This window comes from Ralstonia sp. GX3-BWBA (genome assembly GCF_003290055.1).
Taxonomy (GTDB): Bacteria; Pseudomonadota; Gammaproteobacteria; order Burkholderiales; family Burkholderiaceae; genus Ralstonia; species Ralstonia holmesii.
In genome coordinates, this window is the sequence record NZ_QMKS01000009.1 from 931281 (window position 1) to 949047 (window position 17767).

General features: G+C 64.1%; 15 protein-coding genes. 2 read left to right on the plus strand and 13 right to left on the minus strand.

Annotated features, from left to right (window positions below; genetic code table 11):
• Positions 1-161: 161 nt before the first annotated feature.
• Complete coding sequence (locus tag DOD19_RS12000; protein WP_112185685.1) at positions 162-1664, plus strand: GGDEF domain-containing protein; 1503 nt, start codon at positions 162-164, stop codon at positions 1662-1664.
• A gap of 66 nt (positions 1665-1730) precedes the next feature.
• On the opposite strand, the gene DOD19_RS12005 is transcribed toward DOD19_RS12000, so the two are convergent.
• Both DOD19_RS12005 and DOD19_RS12010 read right to left on the minus strand, forming a co-directional pair.
• On the minus strand, positions 1731-2996 hold the full coding sequence (locus DOD19_RS12005; RefSeq protein ID WP_112185686.1) for a hypothetical protein: 1266 nt from the start codon (positions 2994-2996) through the stop codon (positions 1731-1733).
• Between the two features lie 63 nt (positions 2997-3059).
• Positions 3060-5267 (minus strand): LamG-like jellyroll fold domain-containing protein, encoded by a 2208-nt coding sequence (locus tag DOD19_RS12010; RefSeq protein WP_112186028.1) that lies wholly within the window; start codon positions 5265-5267, stop codon positions 3060-3062.
• Positions 5268-5663: 396 nt separating this feature from the next.
• Here DOD19_RS12010 and DOD19_RS12015 point away from each other — a divergent pair, with 396 nt between their 5' ends.
• On the plus strand, positions 5664-6578 hold the full coding sequence (locus DOD19_RS12015; RefSeq protein ID WP_024976481.1) for a LysR family transcriptional regulator: 915 nt from the start codon (positions 5664-5666) through the stop codon (positions 6576-6578).
• Between the two features lie 36 nt (positions 6579-6614).
• Here the strand turns inward: DOD19_RS12015 and DOD19_RS12020 are convergent, their stop codons facing one another.
• From DOD19_RS12020 to DOD19_RS12070, 11 genes are all read right to left on the minus strand, one after another.
• Entirely contained in the window at positions 6615-7397 is a 783-nt protein-coding gene (locus DOD19_RS12020) for a substrate-binding domain-containing protein (RefSeq protein WP_024976482.1), read from the minus strand.
• Positions 7398-7452: 55 nt separating this feature from the next.
• Positions 7453-8748 carry an MFS transporter gene (locus DOD19_RS12025; RefSeq protein WP_112185688.1) on the minus strand — a complete coding sequence of 432 codons (1296 nt, stop codon included), beginning with the start codon at positions 8746-8748 and terminating at the stop codon, positions 7453-7455.
• Between the two features lie 223 nt (positions 8749-8971).
• Positions 8972-9871, minus strand: coding sequence for an alpha/beta hydrolase (locus DOD19_RS12030; RefSeq protein WP_112186030.1), 900 nt, complete (start codon positions 9869-9871; stop codon positions 8972-8974).
• A 79-nt stretch (positions 9872-9950) separates the two neighbouring features.
• On the minus strand, positions 9951-10832 hold the full coding sequence (locus tag DOD19_RS12035; RefSeq protein ID WP_239497992.1) for an alpha/beta hydrolase: 882 nt from the start codon (positions 10830-10832) through the stop codon (positions 9951-9953).
• A 116-nt stretch (positions 10833-10948) separates the two neighbouring features.
• On the minus strand, positions 10949-11746 hold the full coding sequence (locus DOD19_RS12040; protein ID WP_112185690.1) for a substrate-binding domain-containing protein: 798 nt from the start codon (positions 11744-11746) through the stop codon (positions 10949-10951).
• A gap of 43 nt (positions 11747-11789) precedes the next feature.
• Entirely contained in the window at positions 11790-12731 is a 942-nt protein-coding gene (locus tag DOD19_RS12045; protein ID WP_112185692.1) for an SMP-30/gluconolactonase/LRE family protein, read from the minus strand.
• A complete protein-coding gene (locus DOD19_RS12050; RefSeq protein WP_112185696.1) occupies positions 12728-14029 on the minus strand; it encodes an MFS transporter in 1302 nt (433 codons plus the stop codon). The genes DOD19_RS12045 and DOD19_RS12050 overlap by 4 nt, the downstream gene beginning before the upstream one ends.
• 9 nt (positions 14030-14038) lie before the next feature.
• On the minus strand, positions 14039-14860 hold the full coding sequence (locus tag DOD19_RS12055; RefSeq protein ID WP_112185699.1) for an amidohydrolase family protein: 822 nt from the start codon (positions 14858-14860) through the stop codon (positions 14039-14041).
• 2 nt (positions 14861-14862) lie between these two features.
• Positions 14863-15696 carry an SDR family NAD(P)-dependent oxidoreductase gene (locus DOD19_RS12060; RefSeq protein ID WP_112185701.1) on the minus strand — a complete coding sequence of 278 codons (834 nt, stop codon included), beginning with the start codon at positions 15694-15696 and terminating at the stop codon, positions 14863-14865.
• Between the two features lie 26 nt (positions 15697-15722).
• Positions 15723-16286, minus strand: coding sequence for a carboxymuconolactone decarboxylase family protein (locus DOD19_RS12065; RefSeq protein ID WP_112185704.1), 564 nt, complete (start codon positions 16284-16286; stop codon positions 15723-15725).
• A gap of 26 nt (positions 16287-16312) precedes the next feature.
• Positions 16313-17629 carry a cation:dicarboxylase symporter family transporter gene (locus DOD19_RS12070; protein ID WP_024976492.1) on the minus strand — a complete coding sequence of 439 codons (1317 nt, stop codon included), beginning with the start codon at positions 17627-17629 and terminating at the stop codon, positions 16313-16315.
• Positions 17630-17767 lie beyond the last annotated feature (138 nt).

Consider the following 17767-nt stretch of genomic DNA (forward strand, 5'->3'; position numbering starts at 1 on the left):
TGCAATAAAAGCCGCTCGTCGGACTGCAGTTTTTCTGTCTTGTGCCGATTACCAGCGGGGATGGCGTGCTACGCACACATCAATACCGCCTCCAGATCGACCGCACTCTGTCTCGCCAAACAGGCAGACGTGCGGTCTGTCGTCGCGCCCAAGACCACGACATGCCTCTTCGCCCATTCGCCCGACGGCTGGCCACATCGGCAGGCCAACATCCTTTTGTTGTTGGGGCGGTGGGAACGCTGCTGACATTGATTGTCCTGGCAATCAGTGTACTGACGCTGTGGGCCAACCGTGAAACGGCCATCGAGCACGCTCACGAAACCTCGAGGAATGTCGCGGCCGTTCTGGCGAGCCACATCTCGCGCACCGTTGAATCGGCAGATCAGTCGCTGCAGACGCTGATCGCCGCACTCGACAAACCCAGCATCCGACACCTCGATCCGGAGATCCGGCACGATCTGCTGTTCAGCCCGACAGCCTCTGCCCGGTATGTCACGGGCATGGGCGTCACAGACGACAAGGGCCGGCTCATCGACGGTTGCTGTTCTGTGACACACCACTGGGATTTCAGCGACCGCGATTACTTCATCGTCCATCGCGACCACGCAAACGTTGGCCTCTACACGTCCGCCGTCTATAAGGCGCGCTCACGCGCAGGCGTGGAGGCCATTGCGCTGAGCCGAAGGATGAACCGCGCCGACGGGACGTTCGCGGGCACCGCATTGGTCGCGATCGATCTCGATTACTTCAAGCAGCTTCTTGAGAAGCTGGATGTCGGGCCGCGCGGCATCACGGCCATCGTTCGCACCGACGGAACGCTGGTGGCGAGAAATCCGCCGCCCGGCGCAGCCCGCGCGCTCAATCTCAGCAAATCGTTGACGTTCCCGCGCATGGTGAATCAGGAGTCCGGCTTCTACGTAGCACCGTCGGCCAGCGACGGCGCGCTGCGCCTCTATACGTTTCAACGTGTGCCGGGCACACCCTTCATCGCCGTGGTGGCTCCGGCAATGAGCGATGCACTTGCGCCCTGGCAACGGCTGTCGTGGATCGTCGGGTTGTCGTCGCTGTCGGTCAGCCTTGCCTTCTGCGCAGGTGTCTGGCTCCTGGCTTTTGCGCTGCGGGGCCGCGTGATGGCTGAAAACCACCTGCGCGAGCTTACGCAAACCGACCCGCTGACCGGCCTGAAGAACAGGCGCGCACTGGATGTCGCACTGGAAAACGAGTGGGACCGCCTGCAACGGAATGACAGTCGCCTATCCGTGCTCTTTGTCGATGCCGATCACTTCAAACGCTACAACGACGAGCACGGACATGCCCAGGGCGACTCCGCACTCCAGTACCTCGCCAACTGCATTTCCAAGCATGCGCGTCGACGCGGCGACCTCGCAGCCCGATACGGCGGTGAAGAGTTCGTGGTGTTGTTGCCCGACACGGGCGAAGCCGGTGCCAGGCGAATCGCTGAAGCGATACGCGCCGAAGTCGAAGAAAACCGCACCGCAATCGGGAGCTCAGGCTTGGCTCCCTTCACCGTGAGTGTCGGTTGCGCTACGGGGCGCCGCTCGAGCTTCCCGTCGCTGGATGCGTTGACCAAGGCCGCGGACGATGCGCTCTACGAGGCCAAGCGCAAGGGGAGAAACCGCGTTGACTACGCGGCAACTGCGTAGCCTCGCAAACAGGGTGTGCTCGCGGCATATAGCCCGCGAGCAGCCCCGCATAAGCGCCGCGCCCGGTTATTGCAGCGTGGCCCCGCCCCCGCCGAGATACAGACCGAGCAGGCGCGCAAACTGGCCACCGTCGGTGTTGATCGTCGTCTGGTACGTGCCGCCCGAGCCGAAGACGACCGCGAAGGTATGGCCGTCGCCGTATTCCTGTGTGTTGCGCAGCATGTAGTCGACCCGGTTATCGCGGTAGTGCTGGTTGGTGCCGCCCGGCGCGCTGGACGGCACACCCAGCGGCGTCTGCCACCACAGAATGGGCAACCCATTGCCCAGTGCGGTCCGATAGTCCAGGTAGCTGCTTTGCGACTGATGGAAATTGGGCGTGTTGATGTTGGCCTCGTCCCAGTAGAACGTGCCGCTGCGGCCCGTGCATTCCGACACCGTGGCGGCTTCAAGGCAGCCGGCGTCACGGTCGCTGGTCTGGGCGACGATGAAGTCGGCCTGGTGCGCACCGGCGGCACGCATTTCCCCCGCAACCGCAGTCGGCGATCCCGACCAGAACGCCGGCGGGAAGCCGATCAGCGCCTTGGGTGCGATCTGGCGAGCCATCTGCACCAGACACTGCCCGAGGCCGGCGGCTGTGTTGGGCAGGCTGCTGCATTCGGGCTGGCTGTTCACCACCGCGGCCATCTGCGTCGGATCATGGTTCGGTGCCTGCGCCCACACGTAGCCCCAGAAGTCGGGCTCGAGGTTGACCAGCACGGGCGCATTCAGGGCGGCAATGCGTTGATACATCAATCGCGCCTGGCTCCAGTACGTGTTCATGAACGTTGCATCGGTGATGCCGCTCAGGTTGCCGTCACCGTTCTGCGCCATTTGGTAGAAGGTGAACATCGGCGTTGCGCCATAGGCCTGGGCGGCCTGCGCGCTGTACGTGATGTAGGCGCCGTCGGGGCTGTTCCAGTAGGGCCACGAGCCAGGTCCCGCGCCTACGAGGTAGACGTCGATGATGTCAGGACGAATGCCCTGGCTTTGCATGTCCGAAATCGACTGACCCGAACCCAGGCCGACGAGCACGCGCGAAGGCTTGCCCAACTTGGCGACGAGCGCGGCGCTGGCTGACAGGCTGGATGTGCTGCCGCCGGTGGTTCCACCTCCAGTTCCGCCGCCATTTCCACCGGTCTGGCCACCAGTGGTGCCTCCGTTGGTGCCGCCTTGCGTTCCAGTGCCGCTGCCTGTCGTGCTACTGCCCTGCGTGCTATCGGACCCGCCGCCGCAGCCAAATAGCGCGAACGCAATCGCGGCGACGGCAATCCATCGATGAGAAAACACGGTCATCAAAAAATCCTTGAAAGAAAAGGTGCATCGGATTGCCAGGGCCCTCCATCGGGCCCGTGGCAATCAACTCGCCATGAGCGATGCGATCTGGGCAGCGCTGAGCGCGCCGCGATAGATGCGGAAATCATCGATCCGGCCGTTGAACGTCGGGTCTGTGCTGTATTGCGATTTGCCCAGCCAGTTCTGTGTGGTGCTCTCCAGGCGGAACGGTGCCTGGAACATGGCTGTGTTGGTGCTGACGGCCGCACCGTTCACGTACAGCGTGCCGGTGGAGCCTGATAGCGTCACGGCAACATGCACCCATTGCTTGCTGGGCAGCTCGGTGGGGGCGTCAATGATCTGTTCCGGCGGGCCATCGCCGGGGCCATTGGCCGTCATGGCGAAGCGTATGCCAGCCCAGCCGCTTCGCAACTGCGCGCGGGGCGTCAACATCAGGTAGCGGTGAAAGCCCGTTCCGAAGTCGAACAGGCGGGCCCATGTTTGCGAGCCATTCCAGAACACCCACGCCGCGATGGTGAAGTCCGACACGTCGACCAGAAGGTCGTTGGGCAACGCCACGTAGGCGCCCGAGCCGTTGAGCGAGACCGCGTTGCTGCTGCGACCTGCGCCCCATGCCGCACCATTGAGCGTGCCGTTGCGCCCGTTGCCGGAGCGATCGGCTGCGGTGGTGCCGCTGCCCTCATCGAAGGCGAGATGCGTGAGCAGCTGCACCGCCGTGATGGCCTTCACCTCGTTGGAGACAGCCGATTCACCACCAATCGTTTGCGCTGTCACGACATAAAAATACGTGCCGGCAGCGGGCGGCGTATCGGTATAGGTCAGCAGATCGGTGATACCGCTGCGGATGGTGGTGTACGGGCCACCGGCAATCGTCGCGCGCTTGACGTTGTAGCTGGTGGCGTTGCTGGTGCCCCACCACGACAACACGACCTTGCCCGCGCTGGCATAGCCAGTGAGGCCGCTCGGCGCCGCAGCGGGTGTTCCAGGGTCGAGCGTGCACGTGAGCGTGCCATAGCCAAGCTGATCGAAGCCGCCACTGTTGGGGCCGTAGTTGCCGCCACCGCCTTCCGGCGCCACGAGGTCAGCCGCGCGCTTCGTGTAAGGCGCCGCCAGGCCTTTCCGGTTGATGTAATGGTTGGCCACCAGCGCCCAGCACGGGCGGCCCAAAGCACCGCCCTGCCCACCGGTGGAGAACTGCGTCTGGATGACGCCGGCGCTGTTCTGGTACGTGACAAAGGGCACCGAATAGAACGTGCCGTCCGGCTGTGTCAGGTTGGCCTTGGCGACGTACTCGGCGCCCGCCAGGAAGCGGTTGTTGTCATAGCCGTACAGATCGATGCCCTGGTTCCAGGCCATCTCGCAAATGGCGCCCGTCAAGGCAATGCCGAGCGTGGTGTGGCCCTGATCGCGGCCGGCTTCCTGCCATTGTCCGAGGTTGCCGGGGTGCATGTAGTACACGGCCTGCCGGATACAGCCGTTGCTGCCCCCGGTCTTGAAATGGGTGATGGCCTCGTTGACGAGATCGGCATCGTCACACAGCACCCCAATGGCCAGAATGCACGCGATGTTGGACAGGCCCCAGTTGGCCCAGTAGTGCGTGTCCATGGCGGTGTCGATACGCGTCAGGAAAGCATGACTGACAGGGTAGAAAACCTTGCGCATCATCGACTGGAACGCGGCCAGGCCAGCCGGGCTCCAGCCGCTGTAGCTGCGCATGATTTCGGCCGCGTTGGCGAACTCGTAGCCGTAGATGCCAGCGGCCAGCGCCACGTCACTGCCGCCCAGCGTTGTCAGCGTCGAGGCCCACTGGTCGAGATATTCGATGGCTTTATCGGCGTATTGCTTGTCGTCCGACACTTTCCAGCGCAGCGCGTCGCCGTAGGCAGCGGCGATGTCGTGGTAGAGCGTGCCGTAGTTCTGACCATGTGTCGGGTCATTGCCCCGGTAGATGGCGACTTGCGGATTCGGCTTGTTCGTCAGGCGAGTGTGGCCATTCGCAACCAGCACGTTCCAGCTATCGATCCAAGGGGACGCATGCGCCCCCACCTTGGTGCGCATGCGCGCGAAATCCGCTTCGGTATGCAGCAGGCCGGGATGCGTGAAACTCTGGATCTGCACGGTGCCCGCGGGCGGCGCGACGGGCGTCTTGTTGATCGGGGAGCCCGGCGCGGTGGTGCTCCCGCCTGTCGTTGTCGCAGGGGCGACGCTCGCAGCGTCGGCATCATCGCCCCCGCCCCCGCAACCGGCCAGCAGCGAGGCTCCCAGCCCCATCACGAAGTGTCGGCGCGAAATTTTCGTGATGCTGCCCGGCTGGCAAACCGCTTCCAACAGCGGCTCCCCTGGCACCTGCTTGTTGCTCATACACCCTCCCAACTTTTTTGTTGTCGTCAAACCGTGCGCAAGGCTGCACGAACCATGCCACACCCCCTACGAAAGAGGGGTGACGGGGCGTGGTGCGACATGTGACACGAAGCGTCGGTGCAGTTCAATGCATTGGCAGGTTTGATGAGCTTTTTTGATAAAGCGCGCGTGCGCTTTCCGACATGGTTCCTTGCGCAAATGGGGGCATCATCGTGACAGCAGCATCGCTTCCGTCCTTCTCCGCCCCGTGTCACCCCGTGATAAATCGCGCAAAATGCTGCGCATCTGGGATGTGGAGGCTGGCCCGTGGGCATCAACTTCGATTTGACGGACTTGCAGGCGTTTCGCGCGGTGGTGGAGTTGGGCAACTTCCGAAAGGCCGCCGAAGCGATCAGCATTTCCCAGCCCGCGCTGAGCCGCCGGATCGACAAGCTCGAGAGCGCGCTGGGCGTGCCCCTGTTCGAACGCACCACCCGCAGCGTCACGCTCACCACGGTCGGCCGCGTGTTCGCACGCAGCGCAGAACAACTGCTCGACGATCTCGACGTCGCCCTGCTCGGCATCCGCGACGTTTCATCGAGCCGCCTTGGGCACGTGACCATCGCCTGCGTGCCGTCGGTGGCCTATTACTTTCTGCCCAGCCTGATTGCGACCTATCACCGCCGCTTTCCACGCATCAGGGTCAAGCTGCTGGATGCAAGCGCGAACGAGGTGCTCGGTGCGGTCATTAGCGGCGAGGCAGATTTTGGCGTGAGCTTCATGGGCAGCCAGGAGCCCGAGATCGAATTCAAGATGCTGCTGCAGGAGCGGTTTGTTGCCGCCTGCCGGCGCGATCATCCGCTTGCCCGAAAGAAGCGCGTGACGTGGAATGAGCTTTACGCGCACGAATACGTGTCAGTGGACAAGACGTCCGGCAACCGACTGCTGCTGGATCAGGCGCTGTCGGCCGTAGCGCCGCGTGCGCCAAGCGTTTGTGAGACGCGGCACGTCACCACCATGCTTGGGTTGGTTGAAGCGGGGCTTGGTGTTGCTGCGGTGCCGTCGATGGCCATGCCTGGGAATGACCATCCGATTCTCACGAGCGTGCCGCTGGTGGAGCCGGTGGTGAACCGGCGCGTAGGCATTGTGAAGCGGCGCGGCCGTGCGCTCACACCGGCCGCAGAGGAATTTCACCGGATGATCATTGAAGCGAAGCGCGGCGGGATGGCGAGCGATGCATAGCATGGGCTGCTTGGCCCATCGCCCCGCCGCCCTGCCTCAATGCGCAGTCACCGAATCGAGCCCGGTCGATTTCACGTCTGCCTGCACTCCAGGCGAAGCAAGATAGTCGAGTAGCGCCTTCGCTTCCTTCGGATGCTGTGCCCCAACCGGGATGCCCGCAGCAAAGCGCGTGACCGACTGCAGCGACTCCGGGATCTTTCCGACGAAGGTAGCACCCTGCACCGGCAGAAGCTCGCTCACTTGCTGAAAGCCGATTTCGTAGTCGCCGGTGGCCACCACCGATGCCACCGGAATGCGCGGGACCATCTTCGCTTTCGCCTTGACCTGCTCTTCAATGCCGAGCTTCTTGAACAGCTCGCGCTCGATATAGACGCCGCTCGCGCTGTCCGAGTAGGCAATCGACTTGGCATGCAGCAGCACTTGCTTGAGGCCCTCCGGCGAGCTGATGTCGGGCTTGGCCGCGCCTTCACGCACAACCATGCCGATGCGCGAGTCGGCCAGTTCCACGCGCGAGTCTGGAATGACCTTGCCTTGCTTGATCAGATCGTCGAGTGCGTAGCCGACCATGATGACGGCGTCGGCCGGCTCACCGCGCGCAAGCCGATTTGGAATCGCTTCGGGCGATTTGCCCATCGAGGGTCCAAGTGCGGTGTTGAGCGTGTTGCCTGTCTGCGATGCAAATTTCGGCCCGAGCATCTTGTAGGCGGCGGTAAAGCCACCGGAGCTCATGACGTGCAGCTCGGCAGCCTGAACGTTGACCGCAATGGCTGAGGTTGCGACGAGCGCGGCTGCGCACAGTTTCAAAAACAGAGTCTTCATGGTGATGGTCGTGCCAGGTCGTACGTGTTTGTGAGTATCTGGAGCGCGCTCTGCGTCAGTGGGCCGGAGCCAGCGTCACCGCGCGGCGGCGATACAGCGTCAACGTCGCCAGGAGCGCGCACACAGCGGCAAAACTCATCCAGTAGCCGGGGGCGGCCTTGTCGCCGGTCATGTGGATGGCGGCCGTCGAGATGGCGGGGGTAAAGCCGCCAAACACTGCCGTCGCAAGGCTATAGGCAAGCGAGAATCCGGCAACGCGCACCTGCACGGGCATCACTTCCGTGAGCGCGACAACCATCGCGCCGTTGTAGATGCCGTACATGAACGACAGCCAAAGCAGCACGAGCAGCATGTTCATGAAGCTCGGCGCGTGAGCGAGGAACGAAAGCGCCGGATAGGCGGTAGCGATGGTGAGCACCGTCATGCCGATGAGCAGCGGCCGGCGGCCGATCCTGTCGGAGAGCGCGCCACCAATCGGCAGCCACACGAAGTTCGACACCCCCACACACAGCGTGACGAGCAGGCTGTCGGCCGTGCTCAGGTGCAGAACGGTCTTCCCGAACGTGGGCGCATAGACAGTGATGAGGTAGAAGCTCGTGGTGGTCATCGCCACCAGCATCATGCCGGCGATGACGACGCCCCAGTTTTGCACCAGCGTGCTGAGTACGTCCTTCATGCTCGGACGATGCTTGCGTGCCTTGAACTCCTGCGTTTCCTCAAGATTGCGGCGCAGCACGAAGATGAACGGCACGATCATGCAACCGACGAAGAACGGCACTCGCCATCCCCATGCGGCAATGGCCGGTGCGCTCAGCCATTGGTTGAGCGCAAACCCCAGGCCCGCCGCCACCACAATTGCGACCTGCTGGCTGGCGGACTGCCAGCTCGTGAAGAAGCCCTTGCGGCCCGGCGTAGCCATCTCGGCCAGGTAGACCGATACGCCACCCAACTCGGCGCCCGCCGAGAAGCCCTGCAAGAGGCGCCCGAGCAACACGAGCGCAGGTGCCAGGAGGCCGATCGAGGCGTAGCCGGGAACGAATGCGATCAGCACGGTGCCGCTTGCCATGATGGACAGCGTGACGATCAGGCCCTTCCGGCGGCCGACATCGTCAATGTACGCACCGAGCACCACCGCGCCCAGCGGCCGCATGAGGAACCCGGCGCCAAAAACGGCGAAGGTCATCATCAGCGAGGCGAATTCGCTATCGGTGGGAAAGAAGACGTTGGCGATCTGTGTGGCGTAGAAGCCGAACAGGAAGAAGTCGAACTGCTCCAGGAAATTCCCGGCGGTGACGCGGAAGACCGCGGCGGCCTTTGATTGCCCGGTCGAAAGGCTGGACTGGGGGTGCATCGAGGTGTCTCCTGGAAGCCAAAAAAAGAATACGCCGTCGAACGGCGTTTGTCGTTTTGGCAATGTTCGCCGGGAGACCAACAAACGAGAAGTGCAATTTTCGGAAGGATTGATGTGCTTTGGTTATCAATCCCTTTGCCCTTCCTCGGGGGGTTTTCCGTCCAGTTAGGCAAGCTGTGGAGGCGAATCACGGACCCAGCCTCCACATGGCAAGCACGTTCGATTACTGCTTGGCGGGTTCTGCGTACACGCGCTTGGCGAACGTTGCGATCGCATCCGCCATCGCCTTGGGCTGTTCGGGTGCAAATGCATGGCCTGCATTCGGCACCACAACCACCGTCACACGATCGCCCAGCATCGATTTCAGAACCTGCGAGAAGCGGCGCGGCGCCACAGCGTCGTGCTCGGCCTGCAAGTCCAGGATCGGCGCGGTGCCGGCCGCGAAGTACGCGTTCACCGGCGTCACGTTGCGGGCATGGGACTCCGCCTCATGCGTCTCTTCGTGCCAGCCATCGAGCCACACGCGTGGGTCATTGCCCGGCGCAAAGAAGGCCTGTCGCAGATACGCAAGGCGCTGCGCTTCCGAAAGACGCATATCACCCGCGCCGTCGATGGCTTTACGCATCTCTGCGTTGATCGGCTTTTCGGTCGAACCCGGCGGCACCTTGCCGGCGGAAGCCGCAACCAGAACGACGCCGCGCACCAGCTCGGGCCGATCCACCGCCACCATGCGTGCCGGGAAATTGCCCCACGCGTGGCCAACCACAACCGCCGGCCCTTGCTTTTCATGCTCGATCACGGAGGCCACATCGGCGGCAAAGGCATGCATGTCCAGATTGGTCATGGGCCCCTTGCTCTGGCCGATGCCGCGCGGCTCAGGACGCAACACACGGAAGCCATCGGCGACGAGCTGGTTTGCAACCTGATCGTAATCGCGCCCCGAACGGCCCAGCGACGGCAGGATGACGATCAACGGGCCCTTACCTTGCCGCATCACCTCAATCTGCACGTTGCTGTACTTGACCAATTCACGATCGATCTGACCGGCATCCGTTGCAGCCAGTGCAGAGAAGGAAAGCATGACCGCAGCCAACGCGGTACAGCCGTACTTGATCAATTTCATGATGTTCTCCTTGGTGTGCTTGGTGTGGATAGGCATGCCACGCGGATGCGTCGGCCTGCGCGTTGTTGTGTTGACGAAATCAGGACGCGCCCGCATAGACACGTCGGGCGAAGCGCGCGATGGCGCGGCTCATCGCCGCGGGCTGCTCGGGCGCCATGGCGTGCCCGGCATCTGGAATCACTTCCACCGTCACGCGGTTACCCAGCATGGGCTTGAACACGTTGGGCACGACCACGGCGTCGTACTGCGCCTGCAGATCAAGCATGGGCACCGTGCCGCCAGCGAAGTACGCATCCACAGGCGTGACGTTGCGGGCATGGGCTTGCGCGTGGTGTGCATCCGAATACCAACCGCCAAGCCACGGCTTGGGGTCGTGGCCGGGAGCAAAGAACGCCTGGCGCAGATATTCCAGACGCTTTGCCTCGGGCAGCGCGAGGTTGCCGGAGCCGTCGATCGCTTCGCGCAAGCGGCCATAGGGCTTCTCGTTGGAACCGGGCGGCAGCTTGCCGGCAGAAGCTGCGGCCATGACGAGGCCGCGCACCAGGTCAGGCCGATCCACCGCCAGCATGCGCGCCGGCTGGCTGCCCCAGGCATGCCCCACCACGACAACGGGCCCCGTCTTTTCGTGATCGATCACGGCGGCAACGTCGGCCGCAAACGCATGCATGTCGAGATTCGCCATCGGGCCCTTGCTCTGGCCAATGCCGCGCGGTTGCGGCCGCAGGACACGCAGCCCATCGGCTGCAAGCAGGCGGGCCACCTCGTCGTAATCTTCCGCGCCGCGCCCAAGCGACGGCAGGATGACAACAGTCGGCCCACTGCCCTGGCTGAGGGTTTCGATCTGCACATCGCCGTGGCGCACGAGCGTCCGCTGTACGTCTGCTCCGTTGTTTGGCGGCGCGGCGCACGCCGCCATCACCAAGGTCAATGCGGCGCCCAGAAGGCACTTCTGCAACGTCATGGAGTCTCCTAGTTCCGGGATCTAGCCCGGTTGTTTTTTGCTTCGGGCAGCAGTTGCCCCTCGCGGCAGGAAACCCACCGCGATGCAACGGACAACGGCAACGAATCAGGCGATTTCTATTTGGTGGGGATCGGGTCGAGCCCCGTCTGGACCAGCTTGGCGGCGACTTCCGGAGAACGCAGATACGTGATGAGACCTTCAGCGGCCTGGCGCTCCTTGGCATCTTTTGCCACTGCAACGGCAATCACGCTCGTCTTCTGCACCTCGGCGGGCAGCGGCCCCACATATTGGATGCCGCCGAATGCCCGTAGCTCGCTGATCTGCTGCAGGCCCAGATCCGCCTCGCCGCGCTCAAGCGCCGAGCCGACCAGCTCCTTGCCCCGGATCAGCACGCTCTTGGTTTTCATCTGCTCGGCAATCCCGAGACGCGCGAACAGCGTGCCGGTGATGTAGGTACCGCTGGCGCCTTCCGAAAACGCCACAGACTTGGCCGCCAACAAGGTTTGCCGCAGATCGTCAACGGTCTGGATATTCGGCTTGGGCAAGCCCTTGCGCACTGCAACGCCCACGCCTGACGCCACCAGGTCAACGCGCGACTCCGGAATGAAGCGCCCTTGCTTCACTTGATCCGTCAAGGCGGCGCCGATCATGAAGCACACATCCATCGGCTCGCCGTTCTTGATGCGCATCGGCAAGGCGTCGGGCGAGGTGCCATAGGACGGCCCCCACGCGATGATCAGATGGTTGCCCGACTGCTGCTCGTACGCCGGTATGACCTTCTCGAAGGCCGCGTGCAACGCGCCGGTCGCCAGCACGTGCACATCTGCGGCCCAGGCGGCACTGGTGGCGGCAATGAGCGGTATTGCACAGAGGCTGCGCACTGCAAAGCGGCGCACGCTGGATTGGAATGGCATGTCGTGTCTCCTCGTTCATTATTGGTGTAGGGGTGGCGCAGGGCTAGACTGCCCCGCGTGTGTTCACGTACAGGGCATAGAGCGATGTGGTGGACGCCATGAACAGGCGATTGAGGTGTCGGCCGCCGAAGCACAGGTTCGCGCAACGCTCCGGCAGTGCGATGTGACCGATCGCGGTGCCGTCGGGGGCGAACACGCGCACGCCATCAAGCTCTGCCGACCCCGTGCCCCAGCCGCACCACAGGTTGCCGTGCGCATCGACGCGAAAGCCGTCCGGCGCACCGTCCGCGGCGTCGATCAACACACGGCGCTCGCCAAGCGCTTTGCCGTCGACCACGTCGAATGCCAGGATCTCGCGCGGCCGCGCACGCGATGCCACCACATACAACGTCCGCTCATCCGGCGAGAACGCCAATCCGTTGGGGCCGAGCACATCGTCGGCAACACAGTCCAATCGCCCGTCGCGCGGGTCGATCCGATAGATGCTGGCCGGCAACTGCGGCTCGGCAATCTGGCCCATGTAGTCGCTCACCAGGCCGAACGGCGGATCGGTAAACCACACTGCGCCGTCGCTTGCGACCACCACATCGTTGGGCGAATTCAGCGGCTTGCCATCGAACTCGCTGGCCAGCACGGTGATGCTGCCGTCGTATTCCGTGCGCGTGACGCGGCGCTGGCCGTGCTCGCAGGCAATCAGCCTGCCCTGCCTGTCGCGTGTCAGGCCGTTGGCCTTGTCTGAGGGCGCGCGGTATGTCGCCACCGCGCCGGAGGCCTCGTCCCAACGCAGGATGCGATCGTTGGGCAGGTCGGTCCAATAGATCGCCCCTGCGTCCCCAAACCAGACGGGGCCTTCGGCCCACCTGCAGCCAGTCCAGAGGCGTTCGACCTTGGCGTGCGGCAGACGGTAGTGCTCGAAGCGCGGGTCCAGGATACGCACGGCCGGATCTGGCGTGCGCAGGCTCGGCTGCCACCCATCGTTGCTCATCGCTGGCCCTCCTTGACGCGGCCCAGCAGCACCATAGAAAGCAGCGTTGCGAGAACCAGCATGGTGCCCATGCCGATCAGCCCGGCCTTGAACGAGCCCGTGGCGTCTTTCAGCCAGCCCACCATGTACGGGCCGAACAACCCGCCAAGGCTGCCCACCGAGTTGATGAACGCCAGCCCGCCGGCGGCGGCCTGCTTGTCCAGGAACGTGGCCGGGATGCCGTAGAAGCACGTGCGCACGGATGACAACCCCACCACCGCCACGGTCAAGCCCAGCATGGCCGGCACCAGCGCATCGGACGCAACCGACACAAAGAAACCCAGCGCCGCCACCGCACAGGTGATCACCAGGTGCAGAACATAGCGCTGCGTGCGCGCCACCACGCGTGCCCAGCCCAGCATCACCAGGGCGCCAACAACATAGGGCAGCGCCGTGGCAAAGCCCACCTGCGTGTTCGACAGGTGATGCGTCTTGAGGATGGTCGGCATCCACACACCAATGCCGAGAATGCCGATGATGTAGCTGAAGAGAATGGCCGTGAGCAGCCAGACGCGGGCGTCCTTGAGCGCCGGCCCGAGGCGATGCTCGACCGCCGCGCTGCGCTCCCGCTCGATGGCAGCCGCCAGGGCGGAGCGCTCCTCTGCCGTAAGCCAGGCTGCGTTGTCCGGCCGATCGGTCAGCATGCGCAGGCACAGCAGGCCCAGCACGCAGGCCGGCAACCCCTGCAGGATGAAGAGCCATTGCCAGCCGTGCAGCCCGAGCCAACCGTCCAGCTCCAGCATCGATACCGACAGCGGCCCGCTGAACACGGACGACAACGGAATAGCAGCGAGGAACCAGCCCATCATGCGCGTGCGATACCGCGACGGAAACCACAACGTCAGATAGAAGATGACGCCGGGAAAGAACCCCGCCTCGCCAATCCCGGCGAGCAAGCGAATCGCCGCATAGCTGTTGGGGCCCACGGCAAAGCTGGTGGCGGCGGCAAACAAACCCCACGTGATCATGATCCGCGCCAGCCAGCGACGTGCGCCGTAGCGATACAACGCCAGGTTGCTCGGCACCTCGAACAGGCAATAGCCCACGTAGAAGATGCCGGCCGCCAGGCCAAACTGGGCCGCGCTCAGGCCCAGGTCGCGGTTCATGGTCAGCGCGGCAAAGCCGACGTTGGTCCGGTCGAGATAGTTGACGAAGTAGGCGAGCGACAGCAGCGGAACCAGGCGCCAGGCGGCCTTGCGGCAGGCGCTCTGCTCAGCAGTGTGCTCTGCCTGGGCGGCATCGATAAACGTGGCTTGCATGGCGATGCCTCAGAAATAGAGCCGTTGCGGGTTATGAACGAGCACGGCTTCAGCCGCTTCAGCACCGCAGGCTTCCTGCACGAACGCGAGCAGGCTGCTGTCGTCGGGCACGTCGCCCTTGATGTTGGGGTGCGGCCAGTCCGTGCCCCAGATGGCCCGCTCGGGCGCCGCCTGCACCAGCCGCCTGACCAGCGGCAGCGCTGCAGTCCATGGCGGCGCAGCGCCTTGCATCAGGCGGTCGACACCGGAGAGCTTGATCCACCGATTGTCTTTACGCAGATGGCGCTCCAGCTCGCGCACGGCGGCTTCATCCAGCGGGCGGGTCGCATCCTGCCGGCCCATGTGGTCGATCACCAGCGGCACGTCGAAGTCTTCCCACGCATCGAGCACCGGCAGAAGCTGATCCAGTTGCCCATGCAGCAGCACGTGCCAACCCATCGGCCCAACGCGCTCGGCGAGTTCGCGCAAGCGGTCCAGATCGCGCTCGCCCGGCAGGTGGCCCATGAAGTTGAAGCGGATGCCGCGGACGCCGCCCTCGTGCAATTCGCGCAGGGCGTCGTCACTCGTGGTGTGGTCGACCAGCGCGACGCCGCGATAGCGCCCGTGCGTCATGGCCAGCGCCGACAGCAGCGCACGGTGATCGGACTGGTAGCACGCCGCCTGCACCAGCACGCCGTGCGTGACGCCCAACTGCTCATGCAACGCAAGCAGTTGCGTCATCGGAGCTTCCACCGGGCGATACGACGCGTCGGCGGGCAGCGGAAACGCGTCCCAGGGCCCATAGATGTGCGTATGGCAATCCCACACGCCGCCGTTCAGCTCGCCTTGCATGGTCAGTCGCACCGCGCCGTCATGCCGCCATCGACCACGACTTCGGTGCCGGTGACAAAGCGCGCCTCGTCAGACGCCAGGAACAGCGCGGCATGCGCGGTGTCACGCCCGTCACCCATGAAGCCGAGCGGAATGCGAGCGAGCCGGCTTTCGAGCAGCTTGTCGACGTCGCCGCCGGAGCGCTGGCCGGCCAGGCGCACTTCCACCATGGGCGTATGCAATTGGCCCGGCACCACGGTGTTCACGCGGATGCCCTTCTTCGCGTACTCGACGGCCACCACCTTGGAAAGCTGGATCACGCCCGCCTTGCAAGCGGCATAGGCCACCTGCGCCGAGCCCGTCCAGCGGATGCCGGATGTTGAAGCCGTATTGACGATGGCGCCACTGCCCTGCGCTTCCATCACGGGCAGCACGTGCTTGCAGGTCAGATAGACGCTCTTGAGGTTGAACGCAACCTGTGCATCCCACTTGTCTTCCGACAACGCCACAGGGCCGCCGGCAGCGGAGCCGCCAACGTTGTTCACCAGGATATCGACGCGGCCGTACTGCTCCACGCAGGCATCGACCATGCCTTTGACGGCCGTAGTGTCGGTCACGTCGCAGGTGTACGGCGTGACCTCACCACCCGCCTCGCGCACGCGGCGCAGCGTTTCTTCCATGGCTTCGAGGTTCTTGTCGACGGCGAATACGCGTGCCCCAGCCATCGCAAACAGCACGGCCACGGCGCGGCCGTTGCCCCAGCCCGGCCCGACGCAGCCCGCGCCAGTCACGATGGCTACCTTGCCTGCCAGTCGGCCCGCAGCCGTGGTTTGTTCAAATTCGGTCGTTGCTTGCACAGTGAATTCCTTGTTGCTTGTTGCTGTTACATCGGCAGTTGCGTCGGCAGTTCCGGCGTCGCACCGGCCGGCGCGGGCACGTTGAATGCCTTGATGGTCATGGAGATGAGCGTGTAGTAGCCGGCAATGCCAACCAGATCGACCACGCCGTCCTTCCCAATGGCGTCAACCAGCTCGGCGTACAGGCCGTCGTCCACTTCGCGCTCGGCATGCAGTTGCTTCAGGAAAGCGAAGACGAGCGCCTCGTCGCGCTGCTCGAACGCCGGGTTCATGCCGTCACGAATGGCGTCGATCACCGCCGGCGACACACCGGCTTCCAACGCGAACGGCTTGTGCGCGGCCCATTCGTATTCCGCCAGCCAGTAGCGGCCCATGAACAGGATGGCCAGTTCGGACAGGCGCGGCGGCAGGCTGCTGTCGTAACGGCAGTAGCGTCCGAGCGCCTGTGCGCGGTCGGCCAGCAGCGGGCGATGCAGCCAGACGGCCAGCGGGCCGCGCACACCCTTGCGGGGGCCGTTGGCAATGGCGTCGTAGACGGCGCGCTGGTCTGCGTCCAGCGCATCAGGATCGAGGGCGGGAATGCGTTGCATGTTGGTGTTGCTCAGTGCTTAGTGGCTTAGTGGGTCAGCGCGTCTTGCGCAACCGCAGCCTGTGCGGTGGGCTTCTGCAGCTTGAGGAGAGAAGAACGGGCCTGCCCGCCGGTCTCGCGATGGAACGCTTCGGCGTCGAACGCACCTTCCCAGCGGGCGATGGCGAACACCGCCACGGTGTTGCCCACCACGTTCACGAGCGCAGTGGCAATCGCCATCACGCGGTCGATGCCGAACAACAGCCCCAGGCCGGCTACGGGCAGCGAGCGCACCGATTGCAGCGTGGCCGCCAGCTTGACGAACGCCCCGCCGGCAACGGTGGTCCCGCCCTTGGAAGTGAGGCTCAGGATGGCGAGCAGCCCGAGTTGCTGCCACAGCGAGAACGGCGTGTCCGTCGCCTGCGCAATGAAACCCACGGCGATGGCCATGTAGATGGAGGTGCCGTCGAGGTTGAAGCTGTAGCCCGCAGGCAGCACGAACCCGACCACGGCCTCATCACAACCTGCGCGTTGCAGCTTCTCAACCAGACGCGGGAAGGCCACCTCGCTTGATGCCGTGCCGAAGATCAACAGCATCTCGTCGCGAATCAGCTTGAGCACGCTGAAGTACGGCAGGCCGATCATCCACGTAATCGAACTGAGCACGCCGAACACGAACAGCAGCGACGCGGCGTAATACAGCAGGATGACCTTCAGCAGATAGAGCAACGTCACGCCGCCATAGCTGCCCACGGCCGCGGCCATGGCACCGAACGCGCCGAGCGGTGCCAGCTTCATGATGAAGCCGAGCATGCGAAACAGCACCTTCTGCGCTTCATCCATGCCGCGCAGCAGGACCGAATCCGGACCCACCGAGAGGTTCAGCGCCAAGCCCGCCAGGATGGAGATGATCAGCACCTGCACGATGTCGCCCTTGGCAAATGCATCGACCAGCGTGTGCGGAATCAGGCTGAGCAGGTAATTGACGGCCGAGATGCCGCCGGCGCCGCTGGTGGCCTTCACAGCATCGGCGCTTTCGGCAAGGTTGGTGGCATGCAGCCCCACCCCGGGCTCGAACACGTTGACGAGCACAAAGCCCAGCACCATGGCCACCGTGCTGACCACCTCGAAGTACACCAGCGACTTCACGCCCATGCGGCCCAGCATGCGCAGGTCGCGCACATGCGCCAGGCCCTGCACCAGCGTGCAGAAGATGATCGGGGCCAGCATCATCTTCAGCAGCGCGATGAATGCCTGCCCGATGGGCTTCATGGCAACGGCCCACTGCGGCGCGGCGATGCCGAGGACGACCGCACACGCCAGGCCGATCAAGACCTGCACATGCAGCTTCTTCAGATGTTTCATGGTGTCTCCTGCGTCCAGTCATTCAGCGCTCTGCCGCTACCAGGCGGCACCAGCGTGCTGGACTTGTCTTGCTTGAAAGGCGGTCGTCGCTGGGGGCGTGAACGCCGTCTCCGCTACGCGTTGGGTGATTTGTTATTT